Here is a 24,834-nt window from a genome sequence, read left to right on the forward strand (position 1 = left end):
ACGTGTGGCGGCTGGCCCCTAAATTCCAGCCGCAGCAATATAAATCCGTAGGAAGTGATGATGCGTCAGGAGCGGTTAATCTGCAAGTTGTCGTAGCCCTTGGCTTTGTAGAGGATGGTCGAAATCAGCCAGCTCAACAGGAAGATGCCGACGACAGCGAAGCCGAAGTTGGCGAGATTGTCGTTGAGGTCGCTGATGAAGCTCCAGACGCCGCCTTCGAGGCCGAGCTTGTCGGAGATCAACCCCAGCGCCTCTATGCTGCCGATGAAGACGGCAACGACAACCGAAGCCGCGGTGATTGTCAGATTGTACCAGAGCTTGCGCATCGGCTTGACGAAAGCCCAGCCATAGGCGCCGGTCATCAATATGCTGTCGCTCGTGTCCATCAGCGACATGCCGGCGGTGAAGAGTGCCGGGAAGACGAGAATCGTCCAGAAGGACATGCCCTGTGCCGCCTGCGCTGCGGAAATGCCGAGCAGGCCGATCTCGGTCGCCGTATCGAAGCCGAGACCGAAGAGAAAGCCGATGGGATACATGTGCCAGGACCGCCTCACCACCTTGAACATCGGGCGGAACACGCGCGCCAGCAAACCGCCGCCGGTCAGCAACGCATCGAGGTCTTCCTCAACAATCCTCTCACCCCTTCGTGCGCGATCGAAGGCCGACCACACGCCCTTCAACACGAACAGGTTGGCGATGCCGATGAGAAGCAGGAACGCGGCCGAGACTGCCGTGCCGATAACGCTACCGATATCATGGAAGGAATCGAGCTTGCTCTGCATCGCAGCCGCCGTCGCGGCAATGACAACAGACGCAAGCACCACAATCGTCGAATGCCCCAACGAGAAGAAAAAGCCGACGGCATAGGGCTGTTTTCCCTCCTGCATCAGCTTGCGCACCACATTGTCGATCGCCGCAATGTGGTCTGCGTCAAAGGCGTGTCTCAAGCCGAACATATAGGCGAGAAATGCGGTACCCAACAGCGACGGCCTATCGGCAAAGGCGGCCCATGCCCAAGCCCAGCTAGCGACATTGAACGCAACCAGAACAATATAGGTGACGGCAATTTTGGTTTTCGACCGTTCCATCCGATCGTCAAATGGATTGAGCATCATACGTTTGTTCCCACTATGCTGACCGGCAAAGTGCCACGGAAATGGGGACCACGCGACAGTCAAATGACGTAGCGGCGGGGCTTTTTGCAGTGCGGAAAACCAGCGGGCTAGCGAGGCCTGGCGATAATGCTGGTCAGATCTTCCTTCAGCCTGACCGGCAAATCCATTCTTTCGTGCAGGATGCTCATCACGCCGATCTTGCCGCTCGGCAGCTCTCGGAAAAATATGTAATGCCGCTCGTACCGGCTTAAAAATATCGATGTCTCGGAATCGGCAGGCGCGACCAAATTTTTTGGTAGCCTGCGCCAAAGAGCTTTTGCTTTGGAAAGCTGCTCCAAGTGGGCATGAAGCCCTAGGATATATTTATTTGCTTGAGGCTCGCCCCATCGCTCAGCGGTATCGATCCAGATGCGGTTTTGAGCTGCATCCGCCCGAGAATAGAACAAATATCCGTTCATGCTAACGCGATTGGTTGCGGCGGATTACGTCTTCGGCGGAGACAGCGACAAATTCGCTTTCATCGGCCCGCAGGGCGGGCTCCAGCTCGTCCCGCAGCCATTCCCAGGCTTCGGCGCGTGTTTCCAGATCGCGGCGAATAAGTGCCCGAATATATTCGCTGGCATTTTCATAGAGACCGTTCTCGCCGATTTGCCGTTGAATGTGGGCCTGCAACTGGCCGCTTACCCGCACGTGAATGCTATTTTCCGATGCCATATCGCACTCCGTCGGTCTCTAACTGAAGGGAGCGTGTAGCACATAATGCCAATAATTGACACAAAATTTGGGAAAGGGGGCCGATCCGCAAAAGACATGGATCGGCCTTCCATCATTATCAAACCAGTCGGCTTTGCTCCGTCGCCGCCTCGATGAAGCTCGAAAACAGCGGGTGCGGTTCGAGCGGTCGGGACTTCAGTTCCGGGTGATACTGAACGCCGATGAACCAGGGGTGATCGGGGTATTCGATCGTTTCCGGCAGCACGCCGTCCGGCGACATGCCGGAGAAGACGAGACCGCAATCTTCCAGCCGCTCCTTGTAGTCGATGTTGACTTCGTAGCGGTGGCGATGGCGCTCGGAAATGTCGGTCGAGCCGTAGATTTCGGAAATCTTCGTGCCCTTCTTCAGTGCCGCCTTATAGGCACCGAGACGCATCGTGCCGCCGAGATCGCCGGATGCCGTGCGCTTCTGCAGTTCGTTGCCCTTCAGCCACTCCGTCATCAAGCCGACGACCGGTTCCTGGGTCGGACCGAATTCGGTGGAGGACGCATGATCGACGCCGGCTAGATTGCGGGCCGCCTCGATGACAGCCATCTGCATGCCGAAGCAGATGCCGAAATACGGCACCTTGCGCTCGCGGGCGAAGCGGGCCGCATGGATCTTGCCCTCGGAGCCACGTTCGCCAAAGCCGCCGGGCACGAGAATGCCGTGGACCTTTTCGAGATACGGCGCCGGATCTTCCTTTTCGAAGACTTCCGACTCGATCCATTCAAGCTTGACCTTGACGCGATTGGCGATGCCGCCGTGATGCAGCGCTTCGATCAGCGACTTATAGGCATCCTTGAGGCCGGTATATTTGCCGACGATGGCGATCGTTACCTCGCCTTCCGGCGTGCGGATGCGGTTGCAGACCTCTTCCCACTGTTCGAGCCGCGGCTTCGGCGCCGGCTCGATGCCGAAAGCGGCCAGCACTTCGTTGTCGAGGCCTTCCTTATGGTAGGCCATCGGCACATCGTAGATGTTGGCGACGTCGAGCGCCTGGATGACGGCCGAAGGACGGACGTTGCAGAACAGCGAAAGCTTGCGACGCTCGGCCTCGGGGATTTCCCGGTCGGCGCGCACCAGCAGGATATCGGGATGAATGCCGAGCGCCTGCAGTTCCTTCACGGAATGCTGCGTCGGCTTGGTCTTCAGCTCGCCGGCAGCCGGGATGTAAGGCATCAGCGTCAGGTGAACATAGATCGCCGTGCCGCGCGGCAGGTCGTTGCCGAGCTGGCGGATCGCTTCCATGAAGGGCATGGCTTCGATGTCGCCGACTGTGCCACCGATCTCGCAGATGACGAAATCATAGTCGTCATTGCCTTCGGTCACGAAATCCTTGATCTCGTTGGTGACATGCGGAATGACCTGAACGGTGGCGCCGAGATAGTCGCCGCGACGTTCCTTGTCGATGATGTTCTTGTAGATGCGACCGGTGGTGATGTTGTCGGTCTTGGTGGCCGAACGACCGGTAAAGCGTTCGTAGTGGCCGAGATCGAGGTCGGTCTCCGCACCGTCGTCGGTCACGAAGACCTCGCCGTGCTGGGTCGGGCTCATCGTGCCCGGGTCCACGTTCAGATAAGGGTCGAGTTTGCGCAGGCGGACCCGATAACCACGGGCCTGCAACAACGCTCCGAGAGCCGCGGCCGCAATTCCTTTTCCGAGGGAAGAAACCACGCCGCCAGTGATGAATACATATCGCGCCATGGGAGTCACCGGATACCTTTTAACAAATGATTCCGCCAGCCCTAAAATTCGTTTCCGGAATTTTGGACACAGAACGCGGAATGTTGACAAAACAAAACCGGCAGATCCGAAGATCTGCCGGAGGATGATAGTCGATGACCGGGCTTACTGGCCGGTCGGAACGCCGTTGCCACTCTGGGCTGGCGTTGTGGTCGTCGCGGGCGCCGTCTGCTGACCGGTGGTCGGAGCAGGCTGCGTCGTGGTCGTGGTTGCGGGCTGGGTCGCCGTAGCGGCCGGGGCCTGCTCAGTTGTCGTCGCAGCCGGTTGAGTCGTCGTCTGAGACTGCGGAGCAACCGCGCCGCTGTTCGGAACGCCGTTATTGTTGGCCGGCTGGGATTGGCCGGCTGCCGGTGCTGCGCCCTTCTGGCCGCCGAGCGAATCGAGAATGCCGTTACCCTGGCCCGCGGTGCTCGGAATACGGTTGAGAATGTCGGTCGGACGTCCCTCGAACCGCGAGTAAATATTCATCCCCAGCGCCAGTACAAAGAACAGTGCCGCGAGGATCGCCGTGGTGCGGGTCAGCGCATTGGCCGTGCCGCGCGCGGACATGAAGCCCGATCCGCCGCCAATGCCCAGGCCACCGCCCTCCGAGCGCTGAATCAGCACCACGCCGATGAGGGCGATGACAACCATGAGATAGATGACAAGCAGTACGGTTTGCATAGGTCCAGTCCTGCCCACGGGCGCGGGCATCAAAAAGAAAAGCTCGCGGCTCTTTACATGAGGCTCTCGCCTATTCCAAGTCCTTTTAAGACTGGAATTCCGGCAAGTGAAACCTTCAGGCGAACTGCCGTTCGAATGCGCCATAGATGGCGAGGAAGTCGACGGCTTTCAAGCTTTGCCCGCCGACCAGCACACCGTTGACATTGGCGACCGCCAGCAGATCTGCCGCATTCGCGCCACTGACCGAGCCGCCGTAGAGGAGACGGAATTTCTCGCCGTCGCCGCCGAAGCGCGCTACCAGCTCCTTGCGGATGAAAGCATGCGCTTCCTCGACATCGGCGGAAGTGGGAACCTTGCCCGTGCCGATCGCCCAGACGGGTTCATAGGCGATGACGGTCGTTTCCGAGACTGCGCCGTCGGGTGTCGAAGCGGCAAGCTGGCGCTTGAGCACATCCAGCGTCTGGCCTTGATCGCGCTCGTCGGCAGTCTCGCCGATGCAGATGATGGTGGTAAGTTCAGCCGCAAGTCCTGCTTCCGCCTTGGCGCGCACCAGCGCGTCGCCTTCGGCGTGATTCCTGCGACGCTCGGAATGGCCGACGATCACATGGGTGCCGAAGCAATCGGCGATCATCGCAGCGGAGATGTCACCGGTATGCGCGCCGCTGACCAGTTGATGGCAGTCCTGCGCACCGATCGCCAGCGGACTGTCGTCGCAGAGTGCCGTTGCGACATAAAGCAAGGTTGCCGGCGGGCAGATGAGCGTGTCGATCTTCTCGGATAACGGCGCCTTCACACCCTCGGCGATTGCCTTGATCTGGTCCAGGCTGGCCCGGGTGCCATTCATCTTCCAGTTTCCCGCCAGGAGCGGTCGAATTTTATCTGTCATTCCGCGTTTCCTCTCACCTCTCTGCCGCACTAACAAAACTGGGACGGAAAGAAAAGTTATTGAAAGCAGTCGGAACGAATTCAAACCATTTAAAAAGATCACTCTTTTGAAAATAAGCCGAAATTTTTCCGAAAAGAATTATGACGGCTGTGGATCGATGATCCAATTCAGCACCTTTCGCCAATCGGTCATCCGCACCGGCGTGCCATGGTTGCCGGTGGCAAACAGCGTGAATCGCGTCGGGTAATGCGTCTTGTAGAGTTTTTCAAACAGGGCTTCCTGGTCAGTGGCGGCGTAGACCGGGTCCTTGCTGCCATGGGTGAACCAGATCGGCAATTTCGCCTTGTAGAAGGCGCTCTTGACGAAATCCTGATCGGTGACCCCGCTCAAAATCGCCATCCCCTTCAGGCGCTGGACGCTTTCGGCGTCGCGCGTGATGCCCCAGCAGATGAAGCTGCCCATCGAAGCGCAGGTGAGGATGACGGGCCGGCCGCCGGATTGCTCGTAGGAATAGCGGATCAGGGCCGCGATGTCGGCGACGCCGTCGCTATCGAAGCTCTTCACGCTCGGCGCGTAGTACGTGCCGCCATTGTTGTAGGCGAGGTTCTTCAGCCGGTTGAAATTACCGCCGAACGTAAAGTCGTTGGACCCCAGCCTGCGGTCGCCGCCACGGCCGTGGATGAAGATCACCGTGAAGGCCTGCTTGGATGCCGGGCCGATGCGGGTGACATCGAGCTTGCGGTTGCCGAGCGGCAAGGTCTCGTCTTGCTGCGCTTTCCAGCGCACGCCGGTTGCGACGTAAGCCGGCTTGACACGCCGTTCCGGCACCTCGTCGCGGCCGTTGATGTCGCGCATTTCCTGATAGTCGATCGTCTGAAAAGCACCGTTGTCATGGCTTTCGAGGACCGTCTGATTGGAAAACAGGTCATCCTTGAAGGGCTTCAGCGCTTCCGCAGCGGCACCCGACGCGGTTGCCAACGGCAAAAACGCCGCAATTGCGGCTAAAATCGACAAATGAGCTGTGGACATTCGCATGCGGACACTTCCCTCGATAGGCCCACGGGCTTGCCATTCGCCGCCCGGCAACGCAAATCTTTTTTCCGAATTTGCCCCGTTATCGGGGTGCCATCGCGCTCGGGCATCGTTTCTGGCAGAATCACGGTGATTCGCGAAACTGACGGCAATTGCGGTGATTTTGGGGTATGACCCCTTCAAGGACAAATCTGAACAGCCCCATGGATAACAGCAACGATCTCTTCTCCGCACTGCCCCTTTCGCCGAAACCGGAAGCGGAGGACAAGCCGGTCGTCAAGGCTGAAAAGCCTGTGGCCGTCCCTGCCCCACGCGCAGCACCGACAACCTCGAATGCTGATGAATATGGGGCGAATTCGATCCGCGTTCTCGAAGGACTGGAGCCGGTGCGCATGCGCCCCGGCATGTATATCGGTGGCACCGACGAGAAGGCGTTGCATCATCTCTTCGCCGAAGTCATCGACAATTCCATGGACGAGGCCGTCGCCGGTCATGCCGATTTCATCGAAGTGCATCTCGACCAGCGGGGCTATCTGACCGTCACCGATAACGGCCGCGGCATTCCGGTCGAAAATCATCCGCAGGTACCGGGTAAGTCGACGCTCGAAGTCATCATGACCAAGCTGCATGCTGGCGGTAAGTTCGACGGCAAGGCCTATGAAACCTCGGGCGGCCTGCATGGCGTCGGCGTCTCGGTCGTCAATGCCCTGTCCGATGATCTCGAAGTCGAGGTGGCGCGCAATCGCAAGCTCTATCGCCAGCGCTTTTCGCGCGGCCTGCCGCAAGGCGGCCTGGAAGAGCTCGGCGATGTCCATAACCGTCGCGGTACCCGCGTCCGTTTCCATCCCGATCCGCAGATCTTCGGCGAGCATGCCAAATTCGATCCTGCTCGTGTCTTCCGCATGGCACGCTCCAAGGCCTATCTCTTCGGCGGCGTCGAAATCCGCTGGAGCTGCGATCCGGAATTGGTGCACGGAGCCTCCGATGTTCCGGAAAAAGCGGTTTTCCATTTCCCCGGCGGCCTGAAGGATTACCTCAAGGCGACGATGGGCAACGAGTTCACCGTCACTCGCGAGATTTTCGCCGGCAAGTCGGAGAAGGCAAGCGGCCATGGTTCGCTGGAATGGGCGATCACCTGGTATGGCGGGGACCCGCAGATCCACTCCTATTGCAATACCATCCCCACCCCCGAAGGCGGCACGCACGAGGCCGGCCTGCGCATCGCGCTGACCAAGGGGCTGAAAAACTATGCCGAGATGACGCAGAACAAGCGCGCCGCCGGCATCACCACCGACGACGTGATGATCTCCGGCGTCGGCATGCTTTCCATCTTCATCCGCGAACCGGAATTCGTCGGCCAGACCAAGGACAGGCTCGCAACCGTCGAGGCGCAGCGTATCGTTGAAAATGCGTTGCGCGACCCCTTCGATCACTACCTGACCGACAATCCGGCCGAGGCCGAGAAGCTGCTTGAATGGGTGATCGAGCGTTCCGAAGAGCGCCTGCGCCGCCGTAAGGAGAAGGAAGTCAACCGCAAGACGGCGGTGCGCAAGCTGCGCCTGCCGGGCAAGCTCGCCGATTGTTCGCAGAACACCGCCGAAGGCGCCGAACTCTTCCTCGTCGAAGGTGATTCGGCAGGTGGCTCCGCCAAGCAGGCGCGCAATCGTACCAACCAAGCGATCCTGCCCCTGCGTGGTAAGATTCTCAACGTCGCCAGCGCCGGTCGCGAAAAGCTATCCGCCAACCAGCAGATCACCGATCTCGTCCAGGCGCTCGGCTGTGGCACGCGTTCGAAATATCGCGAAGAAGACCTGCGCTATCAGCGCGTCGTCGTCATGACCGATGCCGACGTCGATGGCGCCCATATCGCCTCGCTGCTGATCACGTTCTTCTATCAAGAAATGCCTGAGCTGATCCGTGGCGGCCACCTTTTCCTGGCGGTGCCGCCGCTCTACAAGATCACGCAGGGGTCGAAATCCATCTATGCCCGCGATGACGCCCATCGGCTGGAGCTGATGGAGAGCGAGTTCAAGGGCAAAGGCAAGATCGAGATCAGCCGTTTCAAAGGTCTTGGCGAAATGCTTCCCGCCCAGCTCAAGGAAACGACGATGGATCCGGCGAAGCGCACCCTGTTGCGCGTCGAGATCGACGAGGTGGATTTCGAGGGCACCCGTGAGGCCGTCGACAATCTCATGGGCACCAAGGCAGATGCCCGTTTCCGCTTTATCCAGGAACGCGCAGCGTTTGCGGAGAATTTGGATATTTAGCAGCCGCGTCCCCGCCGCGGCAAAAACGACCTCGCGATATTTTTATCGAACTGACCGATATCCGTAACGAAAGCGTCACGGGCGGATGCATAGATGCGGCATCTCTGCGAACCCGCCAACTCGTAAACCGGATGTGACGATATCGCCATGTTGAAGCCCTTTTTGACGACTGCCGCTGCTGCCTTTCTTCTCGGTTCCGCTGGTGCCCGCGCTGCCGATATCGGCACGGTCATCGACGTTCCTTGCCCCTTCGGCGACTGCAAGGCGGGTATCAGCCTCTCCTATCTCGGCGAATACGATATTCCGACGGGCTTCATGGAAAGCGGCGTCGAAGTCGGTGGTCTCTCCGGCATCGATTTCGATCCTTCGACCGGCCACTATATCTCCATCAGCGATGACCGCTCCGAAAAGGCGCCTGCCCGCTTCTACGATCTTGACATCGATGTCAGTGCCGTTGGCCTGAAGGGCGTGACCGTTCTCGATCATGTGACACTGAAGGACAAGAACGGCCAACCTTTCGCTTTTCGCACGGTTGATTCCGAGTCGATCCGCGTCGGCAAGGACGGCATCTATTGGAGCAGCGAAGGCGACGGCAAGGCACTGCTGCCGCCTTTCGTGCGGGTTGCCAATCGCGATGGCAGCTTCGTGCGCGAACTGCCGCTGCCGGCAGGTTTCGCACCGACCGCGGACAAGAGCACCGGCATCCGCGACAACCTTGCTTTCGAGGGTCTGAGCTTCCTCGCCGGTAGCGATCTTCTGGTCGGCATGGAATCCGCGCTCTATCAAGACGGACCGATGACGACGCTGACCAATGGCGCGCTTGCCCGTTTCATCCGCTACGATGCGGTCACGGGCGAACAGAAGGCGCAGTATGTCTATCCGGTCGCGCCGATCCCGCAGGCCGCCTCCAAACCCGGCGGCTGGAATGATTTCGGCATGTCGGAAATCGTGGCGCTGGACGACCGGCATGCGCTGTCGATCGAGCGCGGCTATGCGCAGGATGTCGGCAATTCCGTCGTCATCAACATGTTCGATCTCGAAGGCGCGACCGATGTCTCGAACATCCCATCTTTGGCCAAGACCGACCAGCGCATCGTGCCTGTGCGCAAGGTCCAGGTGATGGACCTGCGGGCGCTCGGCCTTGCCCCTGACAACATCGAAGGTGTCAGCCTCGGCAAGGCGAAAGACGGTACGGATGTGCTGATCTTCGTTGCCGACAACAATTTCAATCCGACGCAGAAGACGCAATTCTTTGCCTTCAAGGTCATCCGTCGGCCGCAATAGTCGGCCGTCTACTCTCGCATCGGTAGTCGTTCGGCTGTCACGGCAACGGATTATATAGGCTTTCAAGTGGTGGCCCTTGAAACAGCCTAGATCATACCCCATAACCGGTTGATCTAATAAAAAGAGTGAAGCAAGTCCGGTGGGTGTATTCGAACGTCATAAGCCGAGGGAGCCGCGTTGGCTGGGCCCAAGCGCGCCCGCGCGCATGGCTCTTATTCCGTCGATTTCTGCGGCGCGTTGGCTGCTGATCCTGATTGCGGCGGCCGGCATCTATTTCTTCTACGGTTTTCTCGTTCCGGTGTTGGCCGCGGCTGTGATCGGCTTTGCCACCTGGCCGCTTTATAGCGATCTCGTGCGCCGAACCAACGGCAATACGACGCTTGCGGCAACCATCGCCATCGCCTTTATCGTCACCTTCCTCGTGCTGCCGATCGTGCTTTCGGCCATCTATATGGTCGGTGAAGTCCGCGAATGGTTTACCTGGGCGGTGCATGTCAATCGCGATGGTGCCCCGCCGCCGCAATGGATACTCGCGCTGCCGATCGTCGGCTCCTGGCTCGGCGATCAGTGGACGCAATATATCGGCAGCCCCGGTTCCATCGGCGAATTGGCGCAACTCGTCAGCGGCGCACATATCGGCAATATCTACCGGGCGGTGCTTGCTGCCGGCGGCGGCGCGTTCCATGTCGTGCTGACTTTGCTGTTCATGCTGATCGCCCTGTTCTTCATCTACCGCGACGGGGCCAGTTTCGTCCGCCAGGTCGATCTTTTGGGCGAACGTATCTTGCCGAACCGCTGGGAGCGCATCTCCCGCGTCGTGCCGGCGACGATCAGCTCCACCGTCATGGGCATGACGTTGATCGCCATTGGCGAAGGTGTGGTGTTGGGCGTCGCCTATTGGATCGCGGGCGCGCCATCGGCAGTCACCCTTGGCGTTCTGACCGGTGTCATGGCGCTCGTGCCTGGTGGTGCGCCGCTCTCCATGTCGCTCGTATCCATTTATCTGCTCGCCAGCGGCTCCCCTTGGGCCGGCGCCGGGCTGTTTATCTGGGGGACGGTCGAACTCTTCATCGTCGACAAGACGCTTCGGCCGAAGCTCGTCGGTGGTCCGATCAAGCTGCCCTTCCTGCCGACCTTTTTCGGCCTTCTCGGCGGCGTCAAGACCATGGGATTCCTTGGCCTGTTCATCGGTCCGGTACTCATGGCCATTATCGTGGCCATCTGGCGTGAATGGATCCGCGAGGCGGAACTGACCGAGGAACAACACGCTCAGGAGCCGGAACTGCAATTGCGTGTCAGGGACGGTTCCGACGGCTGACAGGCCTCTTAAGCCTGCGGAAGCGTCTTCTCCATGAACAGGCTAAGTGGATCGGGCTCGTAGCTGCCGAATGGTCCGATCTCGATGTAGCCGAACTTGCGGTAGAGGCCGATTGCCTCCGGCTGGTATATGCCGGTTTCGAGCCGTAGCGCCGTCAGCTTTCTTTCTGTCGCTTTCTCTTCCGCTGCTTTCATCAGCATCTGTGCGACCCTGCGTCCCCTGGCAAGCGGATCGACAAACATGCGCTTGATCTCTGCGGTGCCATCCCCCGCCTCCACCAGAGCGCAGCAGCCGACCATATCGCCATCGAGCCGTGCGACCCAGAAGGTCACGTCGGGGCTCTCCAGAGCGTCCAGATCGAGCATATGATTGCTCTCTGGCGGATAAAGCGATTGTGCGTAGGCACTGGACATGTCGAGGAGACGGATAACGCCATCCTGGCGCGGTGATTCAACAGTAATCGTCAGTGACAAGACACATTCCCAAAGCTGCAATAGCCGATGACTATCACGCTGCGGCAAGAGCCGCCAGCGCCGCGAATGTCCGCGCCGTCTGCCGCCGTTCGGCGTTGGCGAGCTTCTCCACCATATCGAGCAATTGCACCGCCGCGACAGGGGACTGGTCTGCAAGTCGGAATTTATGCATCAGCCGCGCCGAAACATTTTCTAGCATGGTGCCGCCATTGGCGCGCGACGCCTCGCGCCAGATCAATGTCGCCTCGACAAAGACGATGCTGATATCGCGCGACAGGCCGGCAGATTCATAAAGCGCACGGACGGCATAGACGCGGCCGGTGGAAAGGATGGAGCGCACGCGGCGCTCGTCACAGGCCGAAAGGTTGGTGATCGCGCCGGCGAAGAAGTCCACCTTGCCCGAGCAAAGCGCATGCATCAGGAAAGCCGGTGTCAACCAGCCGGACTGCCGCAGGTGCTCGACCAGATCGGGAATGTCCTCATGCTGTACCGTGCCGGCGATGGAGACCGTCGCTGCCTCGCTGGCCTCGCGGGTAATATGCTGAAGCCTGCCAGCGCCGATCGTAGCCTGAATGAGGCTTGAGCCGGTCAGTGCCTCGCTCACATGCCGCATCAGCAGGTGGCGGACGTCGGATGGCAGCGCGTCACGATCAAGAAGCAGACCGCGTATGTCGGCCTGATCGCCAAGGCGTTCGGCGATCCGCTTCAGCGAGGCGCGCGACAGCGAGGCGCCGTCGTTTTCCAGCAGGCAAAGGACTTCGGTCTCGCCGCCGATTTCGGCGAGTGCTGCCGAAACCGACCGCGACACCCGGCCGCGCGAGGCGATCAGGACGCGCGTCACATTGCTGCAGCGCAGCGCAAGGTCGACAAGATCGGCATCGGTAAACACCGGTGAGAAAAGAATGACCTGCCCTGCGATCTCCGGCTGATCCTCCGCCAGCGACAGGATGATGTTGCGCGGCGCGTTCGGGGAGCGTGCCACGGCCTCTGCAAGCGACAGACGCACGCGCGGCGACGGATCATCGAGTAGATAGGTCATCGCCATCTCGGCGGCGGCGCGCTCTTCTCGCGGCATCTCCGATTGCAGATAGGCTCGCCCAAGTGCATTGGCCGCCCTCGCCCTACTCTCTGCCTTGGCGGTCTCAGCCCAGCGAAGAAATGCTTCTATGATCACATAACGCCCCGATATCGGCGGGACGATTCCCGACCCGCGAACTCATATCGGACACGTTAGCGATGAAAGGTTTACGGGCCGTTTACCTTGTTTATTAACCACTAATACGAGACCGAAAGGCGCTGATGTTACGGCGCTTTTGGCCGCAGCAGCACGAAGACATCGCTGCCTTCGCTGTAGTCCATGTAGCCCATGCGGGCGACAGGCCGCGCGAGCGCCATGTCGAGCCGACCGTTGCGAATGATCGCCTCATCGATATGGATGCCGATGACCTGGCCAAAGACCATGATATTTTCGGATGGCTCGCCATCGAGGCCCTTGGGCTGCATGATCTCGGTCACCCGGCATTCGAGGACAGCAAAGGCCTCGCCGACGTAAGGCGCATCGACCAACTCGCCAGGTTTTGCAGTCAGTCCAGCCAGTTCGAATTCATTGACGCCGTAGGCGACGGCGATCGACGAATGATTCATCTTCTCCACGATATGACGGCTGACGAGGTTGGCGGTGAAAACGCCCGTTTCCTCGACATTGCGCACGCTGTCCTTTCTGCCGGCAGAAGAGAACATCACCAGCTTCGGCCGGTCGCTGACCGCATTGAAAAAGGAATAGGGGGACAGGTTCAGCGAACCGTCCCTGCCCTTGCTGCCAATCCAGCCGATCGGCCGTGGCGCGACGATGGCCTTGAAGGGGTCATGCGCCAGACCATGCCGATTGGTGTCCGTCGTGTAGAACATCACGCTCCCTCGCCGCCGACCCAGGTTACGGTCTCCGTCAGTTCCGGGCGCGGGCGTTCGGTGGATGGGAAGGTGGACGAACCGATATGAATGAAGCCAGCTACCTTTTCGCCTGGCTGCACGCCGAGCAGCGGATAGGCGCGCTCGTCATAGGCGAACCACTCGGTCAGCCAGTTCGAAACCCAGCCGTGCGCGTTGGCGGAAATCAGCAGATTGAGGCAAAGCGCGCCCGCTGACATCAATTGTTCCCATTCCGGAATTTTGAAATGCGGTCCCGCCTTGCTGACAACGGCGATGACGACGGGCGCACGGGTGAAGCGCGTGCGCTCGACCTGGATCATCTCTTCGGAAAGGTCCGGCTTGGCTTCCAGCGCGAGCTTCAACAGCTCCTCGCCGATCCGCGCGCGCTCCTCGCCGCGATAGACGATGAAGCGCCAGGGGGCGAGCTTGCCGTGATCCGGCACGCGCGAAGCGAGCCGCAGAATATCTTCGATTTCGGCTTTGTCCGGGCCGGGTTCCATCATCTGAAAAGCGGGAATGGATCGGCGGACCGCCAGATAATCGACCAGCTTGATATCGGTTTTCATCGAATGATTGCTTTCATTTTCACGCGCGGGAGGAAGTGGGTCTTGAATTTGCCACTCCGTTGGTCTTGAAGTGGCCTGTGTTTTACCGGAAGTCAATCGGTTGGGAATTCATGTCAGGCATTTCATCCGCTCGCCGATTGGGCACGGCGTTCGCAATGCTCGCGAGCCTGAGCACCGCTGCTTCGGCGGAAAATGCCTTCCAGGAATTCAAGCAGCTCGACGGCAGCGTGAAGATGCCGAAGCTCAATGCCTTTGTCGCGCCAGGCGGCGAAAACTCGTCCGGTCAATCGCTGCACGATGTTTCGCTCGAGGCCAAGCTTGCCTCTGACAGCGGCCCGCAATTGCAGGGTCTCTCCTGGTATGTCTTCAGCCCCTTTGCCGGCGCCGACGGCAAGCTGCCGCTGGTCGCAAGCTCGAAAGGCGGCTCGGCATCCTTCCATCTCCTTCCCGGCGATTATTTCGTCAACGTCTCCTTTGGCCGCGCCGGTGTCACCAAGAAGTTGACCGTGCCGGAAAGCGGCGTGCTGCAAAAGCAGATCATGGTGCTCGACGCCGGCGGTATGGTGCTGAACGCTGTCTCCGGCTCTGACGTGCGCATCCCGCCGGATGAGCTGAGTTTTTCGATCTATTCCAACGATGCGAAGGAAGACGGCGAGCGCGGTCTCGTCATGTCCAACGTCAAGCCGAACACGCTGGTTGGCCTCAGCGCCGGCACCTATCACATCGTCTCCGAATATGGTGCCGTCAACGCCGTCATCCGCGCCGATATCCAGGTGGAAGCCGGCAAGGTCACCGAAGCGACGATCCAGCACAAGGCGGCGAAGATTACTTTCAAACTGGTATCGGACAAGGGCGGCGAGGCGATTGCCGATACGGCTTGGTCGATCCTCACCTCTGCCGGCGATATCGTCGGCGAAAGCCTTAGTGCTTTCCCCACCATGGTGCTCGCGGAAGGCCAATATACGGCCATTGCCCGCAATAAGGACAAGATCTATCAGCGCGACTTCACCGTCGGAGCCGGCAAGAATACCGATGTCGAAGTGCTGATGAAGGAACAGCAGCCGCAGGACGCCAACGATCAGCAGCCTGCACAGCAGATCCCCATTCCGCCGGCACAGGTGCAGCAAAACCAGGCCCCGCAGACCCAGCCGGCCGCCTCAGGCCAGCAGCGCCCCTTGCCGACCTACGAGCAATTGGCGCCGTCGTCTGGCGGCGACGATGGCGAGAGTATGGACTGAGGCCGAGACAGGCTGCGAATTTGGATCGGCGGCCTCCGTTATACGGCCCTTTTTCGCAGCGCTCGCTTAGGAGGCGCCATGGAAAACACCGCGCTGTAGAGCTTCGACAACAGATCCTTGCGATCGTTGCCTTCGCTGAGCGCCTCCCACGTCATCAGCCTACCGACATGGGCGGTGATGGTGCTGCCGGAAAGACGGCGGAATTCGCGGATCAGCAGGGAAAGACGCAGCGTCAGCGACACACGGCTGGCGAGATGAAACAGCCGGCCGTTCTGCCCCTCGAAATAAACGGGAATGACGCTGGCGCGCGCCGCTTGAATGAGCTTCGCCGGGAAAATTTTCCACGGCAGGTCCTCGGCACGGCCGAAGCCCTTCTTCGCCGTTGCAACCCCGCCGGCCGGAAAAACGATGATCGTCGTGCCTTCCTTGAGCAGGCGAACCGCCTCGTGGCGCGTCTTCATGTTGATCGCCATCGCCTCCTTGGTTTCCTCGAAGGAAACCGGCAGCGAATAATCGGCCATCTCAGGCACTTTCAGCAATTCGTTATGGATCAGCACCTTGAAGGGTCTGCCGAGCTGCTCGGCAAGCGCCAGGATCGCGATGCCGTCGCCGATACCGAAGGGGTGGTTGGCGACGATGACGATCGGCGCATCGGGAATTTCCTGTGGCGGCCATTCGCCCTTGGCAACCAGGCTCACATCGATGAGATCGAGCATCTTGCCGAAGACGCGTTCGCTCTTGCCGACGATATCGCTGCGCCAGATGTCGTAAAGCCGGGCATAGCGATCGCGCCCCGACAGGCCTTCGATGGAGCGGATGAACCAGCGCTTAATGCGCGTATCCCGTTCATTGGCGTAGGATAATTCTTTGAAATCCAAATCCGCGACGGGCTGCCCCGCTCCTTAAATTCTACAGGGCTGCATGTCCGGCAGGGCGCGCAGCCCTCTGAATCATTGTCTATATTAAAGTTTCATGTCAGTTGTCTGACGGCTCTGTGAAGATGCCGCCAGACGACATTTGATATCAAGCGGCTTTGGACCGCTTGGCTTCACGCTTGCGCAGGATATCCGGCGGCGTGGCTTCGAGTGAAAGCGAAGCGATGGCCTCGTCGAGCGATATTGCCGTCTGCGCCTGGCTGCCGAGGCGGCGGATGTTGACCGAGCGCTCCTCGGCTTCCTTCTTGCCGCAGACGATAATGACCGGGACCTTGGTCACCGAATGCTCGCGGATCTTGTAGTTGATCTTCTCATTGCGGAAATCGGTCTCGACATCGAGCCCGGCTTCGCGCAGCGCTTCCGCAACCTCGTTGCCATATTCGTCGGCTTCCGAGGTGATGGTTGCCACCACCACCTGCAGCGGCGACACCCAGAGGGGCATATGGCCGGCGAAATTCTCGATCAAGATACCGAGGAAGCGTTCCATCGAGCCGCAGATGGCGCGATGGATCATCACCGGCTGCGTCTTTTCGGAATGCTGGTCGATATAGAACGCGCCGAAGCGTTCCGGCAGGTTGAAGTCGACCTGGGTCGTGCCGCACTGCCATTCACGGCCGATGGCGTCCTTGAGCGTATATTCGAACTTCGGCCCGTAGAACGCGCCCTCGCCCGGCAGAATGCCGGTTTTGATGCGTCCTTCGGACTGAGCCTCGATGGTCTTCAGCACGTCCATCATCACGCTTTCGGCACGGTCCCAGAGGTCGTCGGAACCGACGCGCTTGTCCGGGCGTGTCGAGAGCTTCACGACGATCTCCTTGAAGCCGAAGTCCTCATAGACCGAAAGGATCAAATCGTTGATCTTCAGGCATTCGGCGGCCATCTGCTCGTCGGTGCAGAAGATATGCGCGTCGTCCTGCGTGAAGCCGCGCACGCGCATCAGCCCGTGCAACGCACCCGAAGGCTCGTAGCGATGCACTGCGCCGAATTCCGCAAGCCGGATCGGCAGTTCGCGGTAGGACTTCAAGCCATGCTTGAAGATCTGGATGTGGCCGGGGCAGTTCATCGGCTTCAGCGCGAAGACGCGATCGTCATCGGTCTCGTCGCCGGCGACGGTGACCTTGAACATGTTGTCGCGATACCAGCCCCAGTGACCGGAGGTTTCCCAAAGCGACTTGTCGAGCACCTGCGGCGCGTTGACTTCCTGATAGTCGCCCTGCAATCGCCGGCGCATATAGGACACCAGCGTCTGGAACATCCGCCAGCCCTTGCCGTGCCAGAAGACGACGCCGGGGCCTTCTTCCTGGAAGTGGAACAGGTCCATTTCGCGGCCGAGACGGCGGTGATCGCGTTTTTCGGCTTCGGCGAGGATGTGCAGGTAGTTGTCGAGATCGGCCTGTTCGGAGAATGCCGTGCCATAGATGCGGGTCAGCATCGGATTGTTGCTGTCACCGCGCCAATAGGCGCCCGCCACCTTCATCAGCTTGAAAGCCGAACCGATCTGGCCGGTGGAAGCCATGTGCGGCCCACGGCAAAGGTCGAACCAATCGCCCTGATAATAGATCTTCAGGTCCTGCCCTTCCGGAATGGCATCGACGAGCTCGACCTTGTAGCGCTCACCCTTGGCGGCAAAGACTTCCTTTGCCTTCTCGCGCGACCAGATCTGCTTTGTGAACGACGCATTGCGCTGGATGATCTCGCGCATCTTCTTTTCGATGACCGGCAGGTCGTCGGGCGTGAAGGGTTCGTTCTTGGCAAAGTCGTAGTAGAAGCCGTTTTCGATGACCGGGCCGATCGTCACCTGCGTGCCGGGCCACAGTTCCTGCACCGCTTCTGCCATGACGTGCGCCGCGTCATGCCGGATCAGTTCCAGCGCGCGGTCGTCATTGCGGGTGATGATCTCGATCTTGCCTTCGGTCACCGGATCGGAAAGGTCGCGCACGGTGCCGTCGATCGCAACGGCGACGGCCTTCTTGGCAAGCGACTTGGAAATGGATTCGGCGACATCTCTGCCGGTTGCGCCAGCATCGTAGCTGCGCACGGAACCATCGGGAAATGTCAGGGAAACGGATTGGGACATCGAAATTCTCCTTGTCCAGTCCCGCCAACGAATGCGGGTGGTTTTGAAAGATGCGGTCAATCGATCTTGATTGAACGCGGTCGCCTGATAGCGATATTCGGCGATTTAGTAAAGGAGAAGCGGCTTTACTCGCCGATCATCTCGACCAATCCGCGCACCGTGTTCCAGTTTCGCAACGTGCCGACGCCAAGGCGTTTGGTGGTCAGCGCCGAGAGGAGACGGGTCTCGCTCGCCTTGCCGCCGAAATCGATCCATAGGTCGCCATCAACCACCGCCAGGCGTTCCGGGTCGTTCCTGTGTTTGCCGAGGGCTGCTATCACCGACGGCTCCAGCGGTTTTCGCATGACGCGGACGACGACCTCACTACCCTTGCCGTCGCTGAACGGATTGCCGGCGGCAAGCCTGCGCCAAGTCTCGGCATCGCGAGCAATGATATCGACAGCCTTGCCAAAACTCTTCGCGAAGCCTGCTTCGAGCCGTGCCTCGATCTCCGCAATTGGTTGCGCGTCAGCCTCGAAAACGAGATTGCCGGTCGCGACCAGCGTCTTGACGTCTGAAAATCCAATGCTCTCCGCCATGGCCCGCAAATCGCTCATGACGACGCGCCGACCGCCGCCAAGGACGATACTGTGCAGAAGCGCGATGTAGACCGCCATGCCGTCAGGCGGCCTTTTGGCCAAGGCGGAAATAGCGCCACGGGGTCCACCAATGATAGCGGTTTTCCAGCGTTTCCGGCACGGGATCGAGCCCGCTTGTGCCTCCGGGACCGCAGCGCGCCACGCGGAACAGCGTCATCCAGCCGCCGGCCCACAGGCCATGCCGGGCAATCGATTCATAACCGTATTCCGAGCAGGTCGGGATATGGCGGCAGGAATTGCCAATGAAGCCGGAAAGCGTCAGTTGATAGAAACGGATGAGACCCATGCCAAGGAGCCGATCGGGTGTCTTGCGGAAGGGGCCGGAATAATTGCGGGATTGGCGTGGCTTGCTATTGCCGTGGGGCGGTGCTTTGTCGCGCCTTATCCTTTTGGAGCCCGCGGCCGCTCCTCCCTCATCTTCCTCATCTTGCATGGAGCAGAGATGGCACATCGCCGGCAGCCTTGATCAAACGGCTTCGCTCGCTATGGCCCTGGCGGGTTCGCGCGCCGCCTCGATCTGACCGACCGCATCCACCACGGCATCGAATGTCAGCATCGTCGACGCATGCCGGGCCTTGTAGTCCCTGACCGGTCGCAGATAGCGCATGTCTTCGAAGCGCCCTGTCGGCCCCTCGCCGTCCGCCTTCAGCATCGCCAGCATGTCTTCGCGCGCCTGGCGCAACTCGCTGGCGGTGGCGCCGACGACATGGCGGGCCATGATCGAGGAAGAGGCCTGTCCGAGTGCGCAGGCCTTGACGTCGTGGGCAAAATCGGTCACGACGTCGCCGTCCATTTTCAGCCAGATTTTGACGCGAGAGCCGCATAGTCTGGAATGGGCCTGAGCGCTTGCATCGGCGTCGGAAAGGCTGCCGATGCGTTCGATATTGCCGGCAAATTCCAGAATCTTGCTGTTGTAGATGTCGTCCATTATCGCTTTGCTCCGACGCGCCCGTTCTTTGTTTCATAACAAAAAACACAGCGTGTCTCGTTAGGACACTTTCACAGGGACAATGCCATACTATATGTATGTCGTTCGAAGACCATCAAAATGCAATGGTCTTCTGTAAGTTTGATGGGAAACCGTGCAGGACGGCAGGCTTGTCCGCCAGCCAGAACGCCCCGGAGCCCGCCAAAGGTGCATAATTCTCCAGGTTCGGGAGGATACCAGTGGCGAGTCCGACAAAATAAGATCCGCGATGCGGATCAGGAGACCACAGGTAATGGACGCCATTGTAAAGAACTTTCCGCAAGCAGTTGAATCCAATCCGGTATTGGACCGTCCGTCCCAAAAGGAAGCCGAGGACGCAGTCCGCGTTCTGCTTCGCTGGGCAGGTGACGATCCGCAGCGCGAAGGGCTGCTCGATACGCCGACCCGTGTCGCCAAGGCGTATCGCGAACTCTTCTCCGGCTACGATTTGAACCCCGAGGACGTGCTCGGCCGCACCTTCGAGGAGGTTTCCGGCTATGATGACATGGTTCTCGTGCGCGACATTCCGTTTTTCTCTCATTGCGAACACCACGTCGTGCCGATCATCGGCAAGGCGCATGTCGCCTACCTGCCGAACGGCCGCGTCCTTGGTCTGTCCAAGATCGCCCGCGTCGTTGAAATTTTCGGCCGCCGCCTGCAGACGCAGGAGGCCATGACCGCCCAGATCGCAAACGCAATCGACGACTCCCTGCGTCCGCGCGGCGTCGCCGTCATGCTCGATGCGGAGCATATGTGCATGGCGATGCGTGGCGTGCAGAAGCACGGCTCGTCGACGTTGACGACGACCTTCACCGGTGCCTTCAAGGCCGATCCGGCCGAGCAGGTCCGCTTCATGACGATGGTCCGGAGCCGCTGATTAGGCTTCAAAGAAAGAGCCGGAAATGAACTTGGTATTCAACGAGCCTTCCGCAGACAAATCCGAACTTGAGGATGCAGGCGATTTCACCCCCCGTTTCGATGATCGCGGCCTGATCACCGCGATCGTCACCGATGCCCATGACGGTGAACTGCTAATGGTCGCGCATATGAATGCCGAGGCATTGGCACTGACCATAAAGACAAAAACGGCGCACTACTTCAGCCGTTCGCGCGGAAAAATCTGGAAAAAGGGTGAAACTTCCGGAAATCTGCAGACGGTGAAGGAGATGCGTACCGATTGTGATCAGGATGCTATCTGGCTGAAAGTTGAGGTCGCCGGTCACGATGCAACGTGCCATACTGGACGGCGTTCCTGCTTCTATCGCACTGTCGAGCTGGAGGATGGAAAGCCGGTGCTGAACGTCGTCGACGATCACCTGCATTTCGATCCCGGCGAGGTCTATGGGCAGTAAGCACCGCCCGCCGGCTAATAAGCAACAGCCAAATATACGATTTGGAAACAAAAAAGGGACAGTATTTTAGCAAGAGGCAGGTTTATGCCTCGGAGGATTCCATGTTGAACTGGGGGTTGATTCGTCAGAGCGCCGGGCAGGTTCCTGCCGGTACAGGTCCGACCACCTCACAGAACATACCTGCACCGCCCGCTGTCCCCGCTCCCCCAAAAAAAGTGAAGATCGCGCTGGCGCTCGGCGGTGGCGCTGCTCGTGGCTGGGCGCATATCGGCGTGCTGCGCGCCCTGACAGAGGCTGGAATCGAAGTCGGCATGATCGCCGGCACCTCCATCGGAGCTCTGGTCGGCGGCTGTTATCTCGCTGGCAAACTTGACGAGCTGGAGGCTTTTGCCCGCTCGCTGACCATGCGTCGCATCGCCAGCCTTCTCGATCTCACTATTGGCGGCAGCGGTCTTTTCGGCGGCATGCGGCTCACCAAGCGCATGCAGGAACACCTTGAAGGCTTCACCATCGAGGATCTGGACCGCCCCTTCGTCGCGGTCGCTTCTGAACTGAATACCGGCCACGAGGTCTGGATCACCAATGGCTCACTGATCACGGCGCTGCGGGCATCCTATGCCCTGCCCGGCATTTTCGAGCCGGTGCGCACCAATAGCCGCACGCTGGTCGACGGCGCGCTGGTCAATCCGGTGCCTGTTTCCGTCTGCCGTGCCTACGAACAGCCACTCGTGGTCGCCGTCAACCTGCATTACGACCTTTTCGGTCGTTCGGCCGTCGTCAAGCACAATGCCGGTCCATTGAATGGCGAGCAGCAGCGTCGTGATGAAGCGCCCTATACAAAGCTCGGCATGACCGGTGTCATGGTACAGGCTTTCAACATCATCCAGGATCGGATTTCCCGCGCACGTCTCGCCGGCGATCCGCCAGACCTGGCGCTGCACCCGCGCCTCAGCGACATAGGTCTCTCAGAGTTTCATCGTGCCGGCGAAGCGATCGAGCGCGGCTATGAAGAGACCTCCGTCCGGCTTGTCGAAATCAGGCGCATGCAGGAAGCCTTCGCCCGATAGGACGTTAATCATTCGGATTTGGAGCTGATTTCGTCTTTGGCGAGCACCGGCTTGGCGCCTTTGGCTCAAGGCGTTCGTGGCGGCAATCGCCCTCTTCAGACGATTGCTCTGGTTGCTACGAACCGTTCTTCACCCTTACCCTGCGATATAAGCCTTGATTTGCTCTGTCTCGAGTTCGATTTCGCGGATGCGCCATTTGACGACGTCGCCGATCGAGATGATGCCTGTAAGCTTGCCTTTTTCTTCGACCGGAACATGGCGGAAGCGGCGGTGCGTCATCAGTTCCATCAGTTCATCGGTGGTGGTGTCTTCCTTGCAGCGGTGCACCTTTGCCGTCATCAGCGAAGCGATCGGCTGGTTGAGGCTCTCCGGGCCGTGCTTGGCGACTGCGTTGACGACATCACGCTCGGTGAAAATGCCGGAAATCTTGCCCGCCATCCCGACCACGACAATTGCGCCGATGCGGTTTTCACTCAGAATTTTGGCGGCTTCCGCAAGGGTCGTATTCCCTCCGGCGGTGGTAACATTGCGACCTTTGGCATCAAGTATGGCTTTAACGGAGACTGACATTCGATCCTCCCATCTCGAAAGCAAAGTGAACAATTGAGCCTCGGATTTGTTCCGAATCGCCTCAGGACTCGGGCCGATGCTGCTTTCATCGACCGCGCCGGTCTCCTCCCTTCGCGGCCGATGAGCATGAATGGTGCGCTAGTGGGGGTCAGAAAGCAACAGCTTCATTTCGCCTATGCAGCCGAGTCTTCGAGCTCGACAGGCGCGCGCCGGTCGAACAGGGCAAACAGCAGGAAGCCGAAAAGGAAGCCACCGATATGCGCATCCCAGGCGACCGGCTGGGCACTGTCGCCGACGATGGTTATGCCGAAAGCGACGAGCGCATTGCCGGCGATCCACATCACGATATAGGCGACGACCGTGCGGCTGCGCATCGAGGCTGCAATCGATAGACGCGGATTGAGATGTGCCTGCCGAATGCCGACACGGCGGCCGTCCATGGCGGGAAAGGCAAAACGGCAGGCCGCTCCCATCAACCCTGAAACGACGCCCGATGCACCGATCAGCAAGCTTTGGTCGCCCCAATAGATGACGGCATGCAGGAATGCGGATGCGGCGGCCGAAAGAATCCAGAAGATCACATAGCGTGCAACGCCGATGCGGCGCGCAACGGGCGCGGCAAAGACCATCAGCCACAGTCCGTTGAAGACGATATGTTCGATGCTGCCGTGCAGGAGCGAATAGGTAACCGGCGTCCACAGCCATTCCAGCCCCTGTTGCGACAGCGGAAAGGCGTAACGCGCGGGAATGAAGCTGAAGGTGAAATACAGCCAATTCAGCGTATCGTCCGACCACCAGGGCAGATTTTGAATAGCGAAGACAACGAGGAGCAAGCCGAGGCTTGCAACGATGACGGGCGGCAGATTGAAGGCAGGAACTCGCCCCGGCGGCCGATTTTCCTCGGGCTCGTGGCGCGGCGGCTCTGCATCATCCATGACTTGCTCTGACATCTTGAGAAGGGACTCGAGACATACAGCAGCGAATATCAAAAAAAAAGCCGCCCAACCCTGTTGGACGGCTTGCTCGGGCGCTCCTCGCTGGGATGTGCCGCAATGGTATGTCCCACGCCCGAGATAGTTTGTGCTGAAGGTCACCCTCGTGAAGTGATGGTCTATTTCTCCCACTCATGGCCGTTCAAGGCAAACGAAACCCTCTGTTAACCTTAATGGCCCGACCTTGGCATGGAATAAGCATGGCATCCTGCAAGGGCAATGAATGCTCCGGCTTTTGAACTGAAATGGGACACGGACTCGTCATGCGGCAGAAAACCAGCACAGAGATATTTACCTACTGGGAACAACTTCGCTGCAATGCGGATGCACCCCTGCGCAATTTGATACAGCCTTCGGCAGTCCGCCACATCCTGCCTCAGCTCTTCATTCTGGAGTCGGTGCCGAATGAGGCGCCACGCTTTCGGCTGGCCGGAACGGCGATCTGCAGCTTCATGGGGCGTGAGCTTCGCGGCGAGAGCTTTGCTACATTGTGGGCCGGCAGTCAGCCTGATGATCCCGTGCGCATTGCCGCCGGCGTGATGGCACATGTGGTTCCCGCCTTGATCAATGCGACCGGTTATAGCATCAGCGGTCGCAACATCGCCTTTGAAATGGTGCTGATGCCGGTGCGTTCGGCCGGCGATGTCTGCGACCGGCTGCTCGGCTGCCTGACGCCCGTCGCGCCAGCGTCTTGGCTCGGCAGCGAGCGTCTGGAATTCCTAGCGCTCGACCGCAGCAGCCTGCTGTATGAGCGCCCTGCCCGCCGCGTCGAATTGCCAATGTATTATCCGGAGCCTGCCGATTTGGTCTCCCGCCATGACGGCGTAGGGCTCGGTGAATTGATGCGCCGCGCGCTGAATCCGAAGGCGGCTGGCCACGATCACGGAAAGGTTGACCCATCGCGATACAGATTCAATCGTCTTCTCTGAGCTATCCCTCAGAGAAGACAACATTACCTTAAGAAG

26 protein-coding genes are annotated in these 24,834 nt (G+C 59.6%); 8 read left to right on the plus strand and 18 right to left on the minus strand.

Annotated features, from left to right (window positions below; translation table 11 throughout):
- Window positions 1-65: 65 nt before the first annotated feature.
- The 7 genes from C9E91_RS09725 to C9E91_RS09760 all read right to left on the minus strand — a co-directional run bounded on the left by C9E91_RS09725 (window position 66) and on the right by C9E91_RS09760 (window position 6,199).
- Window positions 66-1,115, minus strand: a complete 1,050-nt coding sequence (locus tag C9E91_RS09725) for a HoxN/HupN/NixA family nickel/cobalt transporter (protein WP_107108055.1) — start codon at window positions 1,113-1,115, stop codon at window positions 66-68.
- Window positions 1,116-1,222: 107 nt separating this feature from the next.
- A complete protein-coding gene (locus C9E91_RS09730) occupies window positions 1,223-1,573 on the minus strand; it encodes a type II toxin-antitoxin system RelE/ParE family toxin (protein WP_107108056.1) in 351 nt (116 codons plus the stop codon).
- Between the two features lies 1 nt (window position 1,574).
- Window positions 1,575-1,829, minus strand: coding sequence for a ribbon-helix-helix domain-containing protein (locus C9E91_RS09735; protein WP_107108057.1), 255 nt, complete (start codon window positions 1,827-1,829; stop codon window positions 1,575-1,577).
- Window positions 1,830-1,947: 118 nt separating this feature from the next.
- Window positions 1,948-3,576, minus strand: coding sequence for a CTP synthase (pyrG, locus tag C9E91_RS09740; RefSeq protein ID WP_107108058.1), 1,629 nt, complete (start codon window positions 3,574-3,576; stop codon window positions 1,948-1,950).
- 144 nt (window positions 3,577-3,720) lie between these two features.
- Window positions 3,721-4,278 (minus strand): preprotein translocase subunit SecG, encoded by a 558-nt coding sequence (gene secG / locus C9E91_RS09750; protein ID WP_107108060.1) that lies wholly within the window; start codon window positions 4,276-4,278, stop codon window positions 3,721-3,723.
- A gap of 115 nt (window positions 4,279-4,393) precedes the next feature.
- Window positions 4,394-5,164, minus strand: a complete 771-nt coding sequence (gene tpiA, locus C9E91_RS09755; protein ID WP_107108061.1) for a triose-phosphate isomerase — start codon at window positions 5,162-5,164, stop codon at window positions 4,394-4,396.
- A 138-nt stretch (window positions 5,165-5,302) separates the two neighbouring features.
- Entirely contained in the window at window positions 5,303-6,199 is an 897-nt protein-coding gene (locus tag C9E91_RS09760; RefSeq protein ID WP_107108062.1) for an alpha/beta hydrolase family protein, read from the minus strand.
- 200 nt (window positions 6,200-6,399) lie between these two features.
- On the opposite strand from C9E91_RS09760, the gene parE reads away from it, so the two are divergent.
- From parE to C9E91_RS09775, 3 genes are all read left to right on the plus strand, one after another.
- Window positions 6,400-8,463, plus strand: coding sequence for a DNA topoisomerase IV subunit B (parE, locus tag C9E91_RS09765; protein ID WP_107108063.1), 2,064 nt, complete (start codon window positions 6,400-6,402; stop codon window positions 8,461-8,463).
- A 147-nt stretch (window positions 8,464-8,610) separates the two neighbouring features.
- Entirely contained in the window at window positions 8,611-9,747 is a 1,137-nt protein-coding gene (locus C9E91_RS09770) for an esterase-like activity of phytase family protein (protein ID WP_107108064.1), read from the plus strand.
- Between the two features lie 139 nt (window positions 9,748-9,886).
- Window positions 9,887-11,065, plus strand: coding sequence for an AI-2E family transporter (locus C9E91_RS09775; RefSeq protein ID WP_107108065.1), 1,179 nt, complete (start codon window positions 9,887-9,889; stop codon window positions 11,063-11,065).
- Window positions 11,066-11,073: 8 nt separating this feature from the next.
- Here the strand turns inward: C9E91_RS09775 and C9E91_RS09780 are convergent, their stop codons facing one another.
- From C9E91_RS09780 to C9E91_RS09795, 4 genes are all read right to left on the minus strand, one after another.
- Window positions 11,074-11,538: a GNAT family N-acetyltransferase gene (locus C9E91_RS09780; protein ID WP_181316047.1), complete on the minus strand. Its 465-nt coding sequence runs from the start codon at window positions 11,536-11,538 to the stop codon at window positions 11,074-11,076.
- Between the two features lie 34 nt (window positions 11,539-11,572).
- Window positions 11,573-12,727 (minus strand): DUF2336 domain-containing protein, encoded by a 1,155-nt coding sequence (locus C9E91_RS09785; RefSeq protein WP_107108066.1) that lies wholly within the window; start codon window positions 12,725-12,727, stop codon window positions 11,573-11,575.
- A gap of 113 nt (window positions 12,728-12,840) precedes the next feature.
- Window positions 12,841-13,446, minus strand: coding sequence for a flavin reductase family protein (locus C9E91_RS09790; RefSeq protein ID WP_107108067.1), 606 nt, complete (start codon window positions 13,444-13,446; stop codon window positions 12,841-12,843).
- Window positions 13,446-14,033, minus strand: a complete 588-nt coding sequence (locus C9E91_RS09795; RefSeq protein WP_107108068.1) for a nitroreductase family protein — start codon at window positions 14,031-14,033, stop codon at window positions 13,446-13,448. The genes C9E91_RS09790 and C9E91_RS09795 overlap by 1 nt, the downstream gene beginning before the upstream one ends.
- A gap of 110 nt (window positions 14,034-14,143) precedes the next feature.
- Here C9E91_RS09795 and C9E91_RS09800 point away from each other — a divergent pair, with 110 nt between their 5' ends.
- Window positions 14,144-15,271 carry an RgsD C-terminal domain-containing protein gene (locus tag C9E91_RS09800; RefSeq protein WP_107108069.1) on the plus strand — a complete coding sequence of 376 codons (1,128 nt, stop codon included), beginning with the start codon at window positions 14,144-14,146 and terminating at the stop codon, window positions 15,269-15,271.
- Between the two features lie 38 nt (window positions 15,272-15,309).
- On the opposite strand, the gene C9E91_RS09805 is transcribed toward C9E91_RS09800, so the two are convergent.
- The 5 genes from C9E91_RS09805 to C9E91_RS09825 all read right to left on the minus strand — a co-directional run bounded on the left by C9E91_RS09805 (window position 15,310) and on the right by C9E91_RS09825 (window position 19,849).
- Window positions 15,310-16,149 carry a lysophospholipid acyltransferase family protein gene (locus C9E91_RS09805; RefSeq protein ID WP_107108070.1) on the minus strand — a complete coding sequence of 280 codons (840 nt, stop codon included), beginning with the start codon at window positions 16,147-16,149 and terminating at the stop codon, window positions 15,310-15,312.
- Between the two features lie 145 nt (window positions 16,150-16,294).
- Window positions 16,295-18,283 carry a threonine--tRNA ligase gene (gene thrS, locus C9E91_RS09810; RefSeq protein WP_107108071.1) on the minus strand — a complete coding sequence of 663 codons (1,989 nt, stop codon included), beginning with the start codon at window positions 18,281-18,283 and terminating at the stop codon, window positions 16,295-16,297.
- A 125-nt stretch (window positions 18,284-18,408) separates the two neighbouring features.
- Window positions 18,409-18,939, minus strand: coding sequence for a DUF1697 domain-containing protein (locus C9E91_RS09815; RefSeq protein ID WP_107108072.1), 531 nt, complete (start codon window positions 18,937-18,939; stop codon window positions 18,409-18,411).
- A gap of 4 nt (window positions 18,940-18,943) precedes the next feature.
- Window positions 18,944-19,372, minus strand: coding sequence for a membrane protein insertion efficiency factor YidD (gene yidD / locus C9E91_RS09820; RefSeq protein ID WP_107108073.1), 429 nt, complete (start codon window positions 19,370-19,372; stop codon window positions 18,944-18,946).
- 15 nt (window positions 19,373-19,387) lie between these two features.
- Window positions 19,388-19,849, minus strand: a complete 462-nt coding sequence (locus C9E91_RS09825) for an iron-sulfur cluster assembly scaffold protein (RefSeq protein ID WP_181316048.1) — start codon at window positions 19,847-19,849, stop codon at window positions 19,388-19,390.
- A 292-nt stretch (window positions 19,850-20,141) separates the two neighbouring features.
- On the opposite strand from C9E91_RS09825, the gene folE reads away from it, so the two are divergent.
- From folE to C9E91_RS09840, 3 genes are all read left to right on the plus strand, one after another.
- Entirely contained in the window at window positions 20,142-20,765 is a 624-nt protein-coding gene (gene folE / locus C9E91_RS09830) for a GTP cyclohydrolase I FolE (protein WP_107108075.1), read from the plus strand.
- A 25-nt stretch (window positions 20,766-20,790) separates the two neighbouring features.
- Window positions 20,791-21,240 carry a phosphoribosyl-AMP cyclohydrolase gene (gene hisI, locus C9E91_RS09835; protein ID WP_107108076.1) on the plus strand — a complete coding sequence of 150 codons (450 nt, stop codon included), beginning with the start codon at window positions 20,791-20,793 and terminating at the stop codon, window positions 21,238-21,240.
- 101 nt (window positions 21,241-21,341) lie between these two features.
- Window positions 21,342-22,307, plus strand: a complete 966-nt coding sequence (locus C9E91_RS09840; protein WP_107108077.1) for a patatin-like phospholipase family protein — start codon at window positions 21,342-21,344, stop codon at window positions 22,305-22,307.
- 135 nt (window positions 22,308-22,442) lie between these two features.
- On the opposite strand, the gene C9E91_RS09845 is transcribed toward C9E91_RS09840, so the two are convergent.
- Together C9E91_RS09845 and C9E91_RS09850 are read right to left on the minus strand one after the other, a co-directional pair.
- The gene (locus C9E91_RS09845; RefSeq protein ID WP_107108078.1) at window positions 22,443-22,877 is read right to left on the minus strand and encodes a CBS domain-containing protein; all 435 of its coding nucleotides are present in this window, start codon (window positions 22,875-22,877) and stop codon (window positions 22,443-22,445) included.
- A 173-nt stretch (window positions 22,878-23,050) separates the two neighbouring features.
- Complete coding sequence (locus tag C9E91_RS09850) at window positions 23,051-23,827, minus strand: rhomboid family intramembrane serine protease (RefSeq protein ID WP_181316049.1); 777 nt, start codon at window positions 23,825-23,827, stop codon at window positions 23,051-23,053.
- A gap of 305 nt (window positions 23,828-24,132) precedes the next feature.
- Between C9E91_RS09850 and C9E91_RS09855 the strand changes: the two genes are divergently transcribed.
- Window positions 24,133-24,798, plus strand: a complete 666-nt coding sequence (locus C9E91_RS09855) for a PAS domain-containing protein (protein WP_245407462.1) — start codon at window positions 24,133-24,135, stop codon at window positions 24,796-24,798.
- The last annotated feature ends 36 nt before the right edge of the window (window positions 24,799-24,834 follow it).

Origin of the sequence: Rhizobium sp. SEMIA4064 (assembly GCF_003025035.1) — a bacterium.
Lineage (GTDB): Bacteria > Pseudomonadota > Alphaproteobacteria > Rhizobiales > Rhizobiaceae > Rhizobium > Rhizobium paranaense.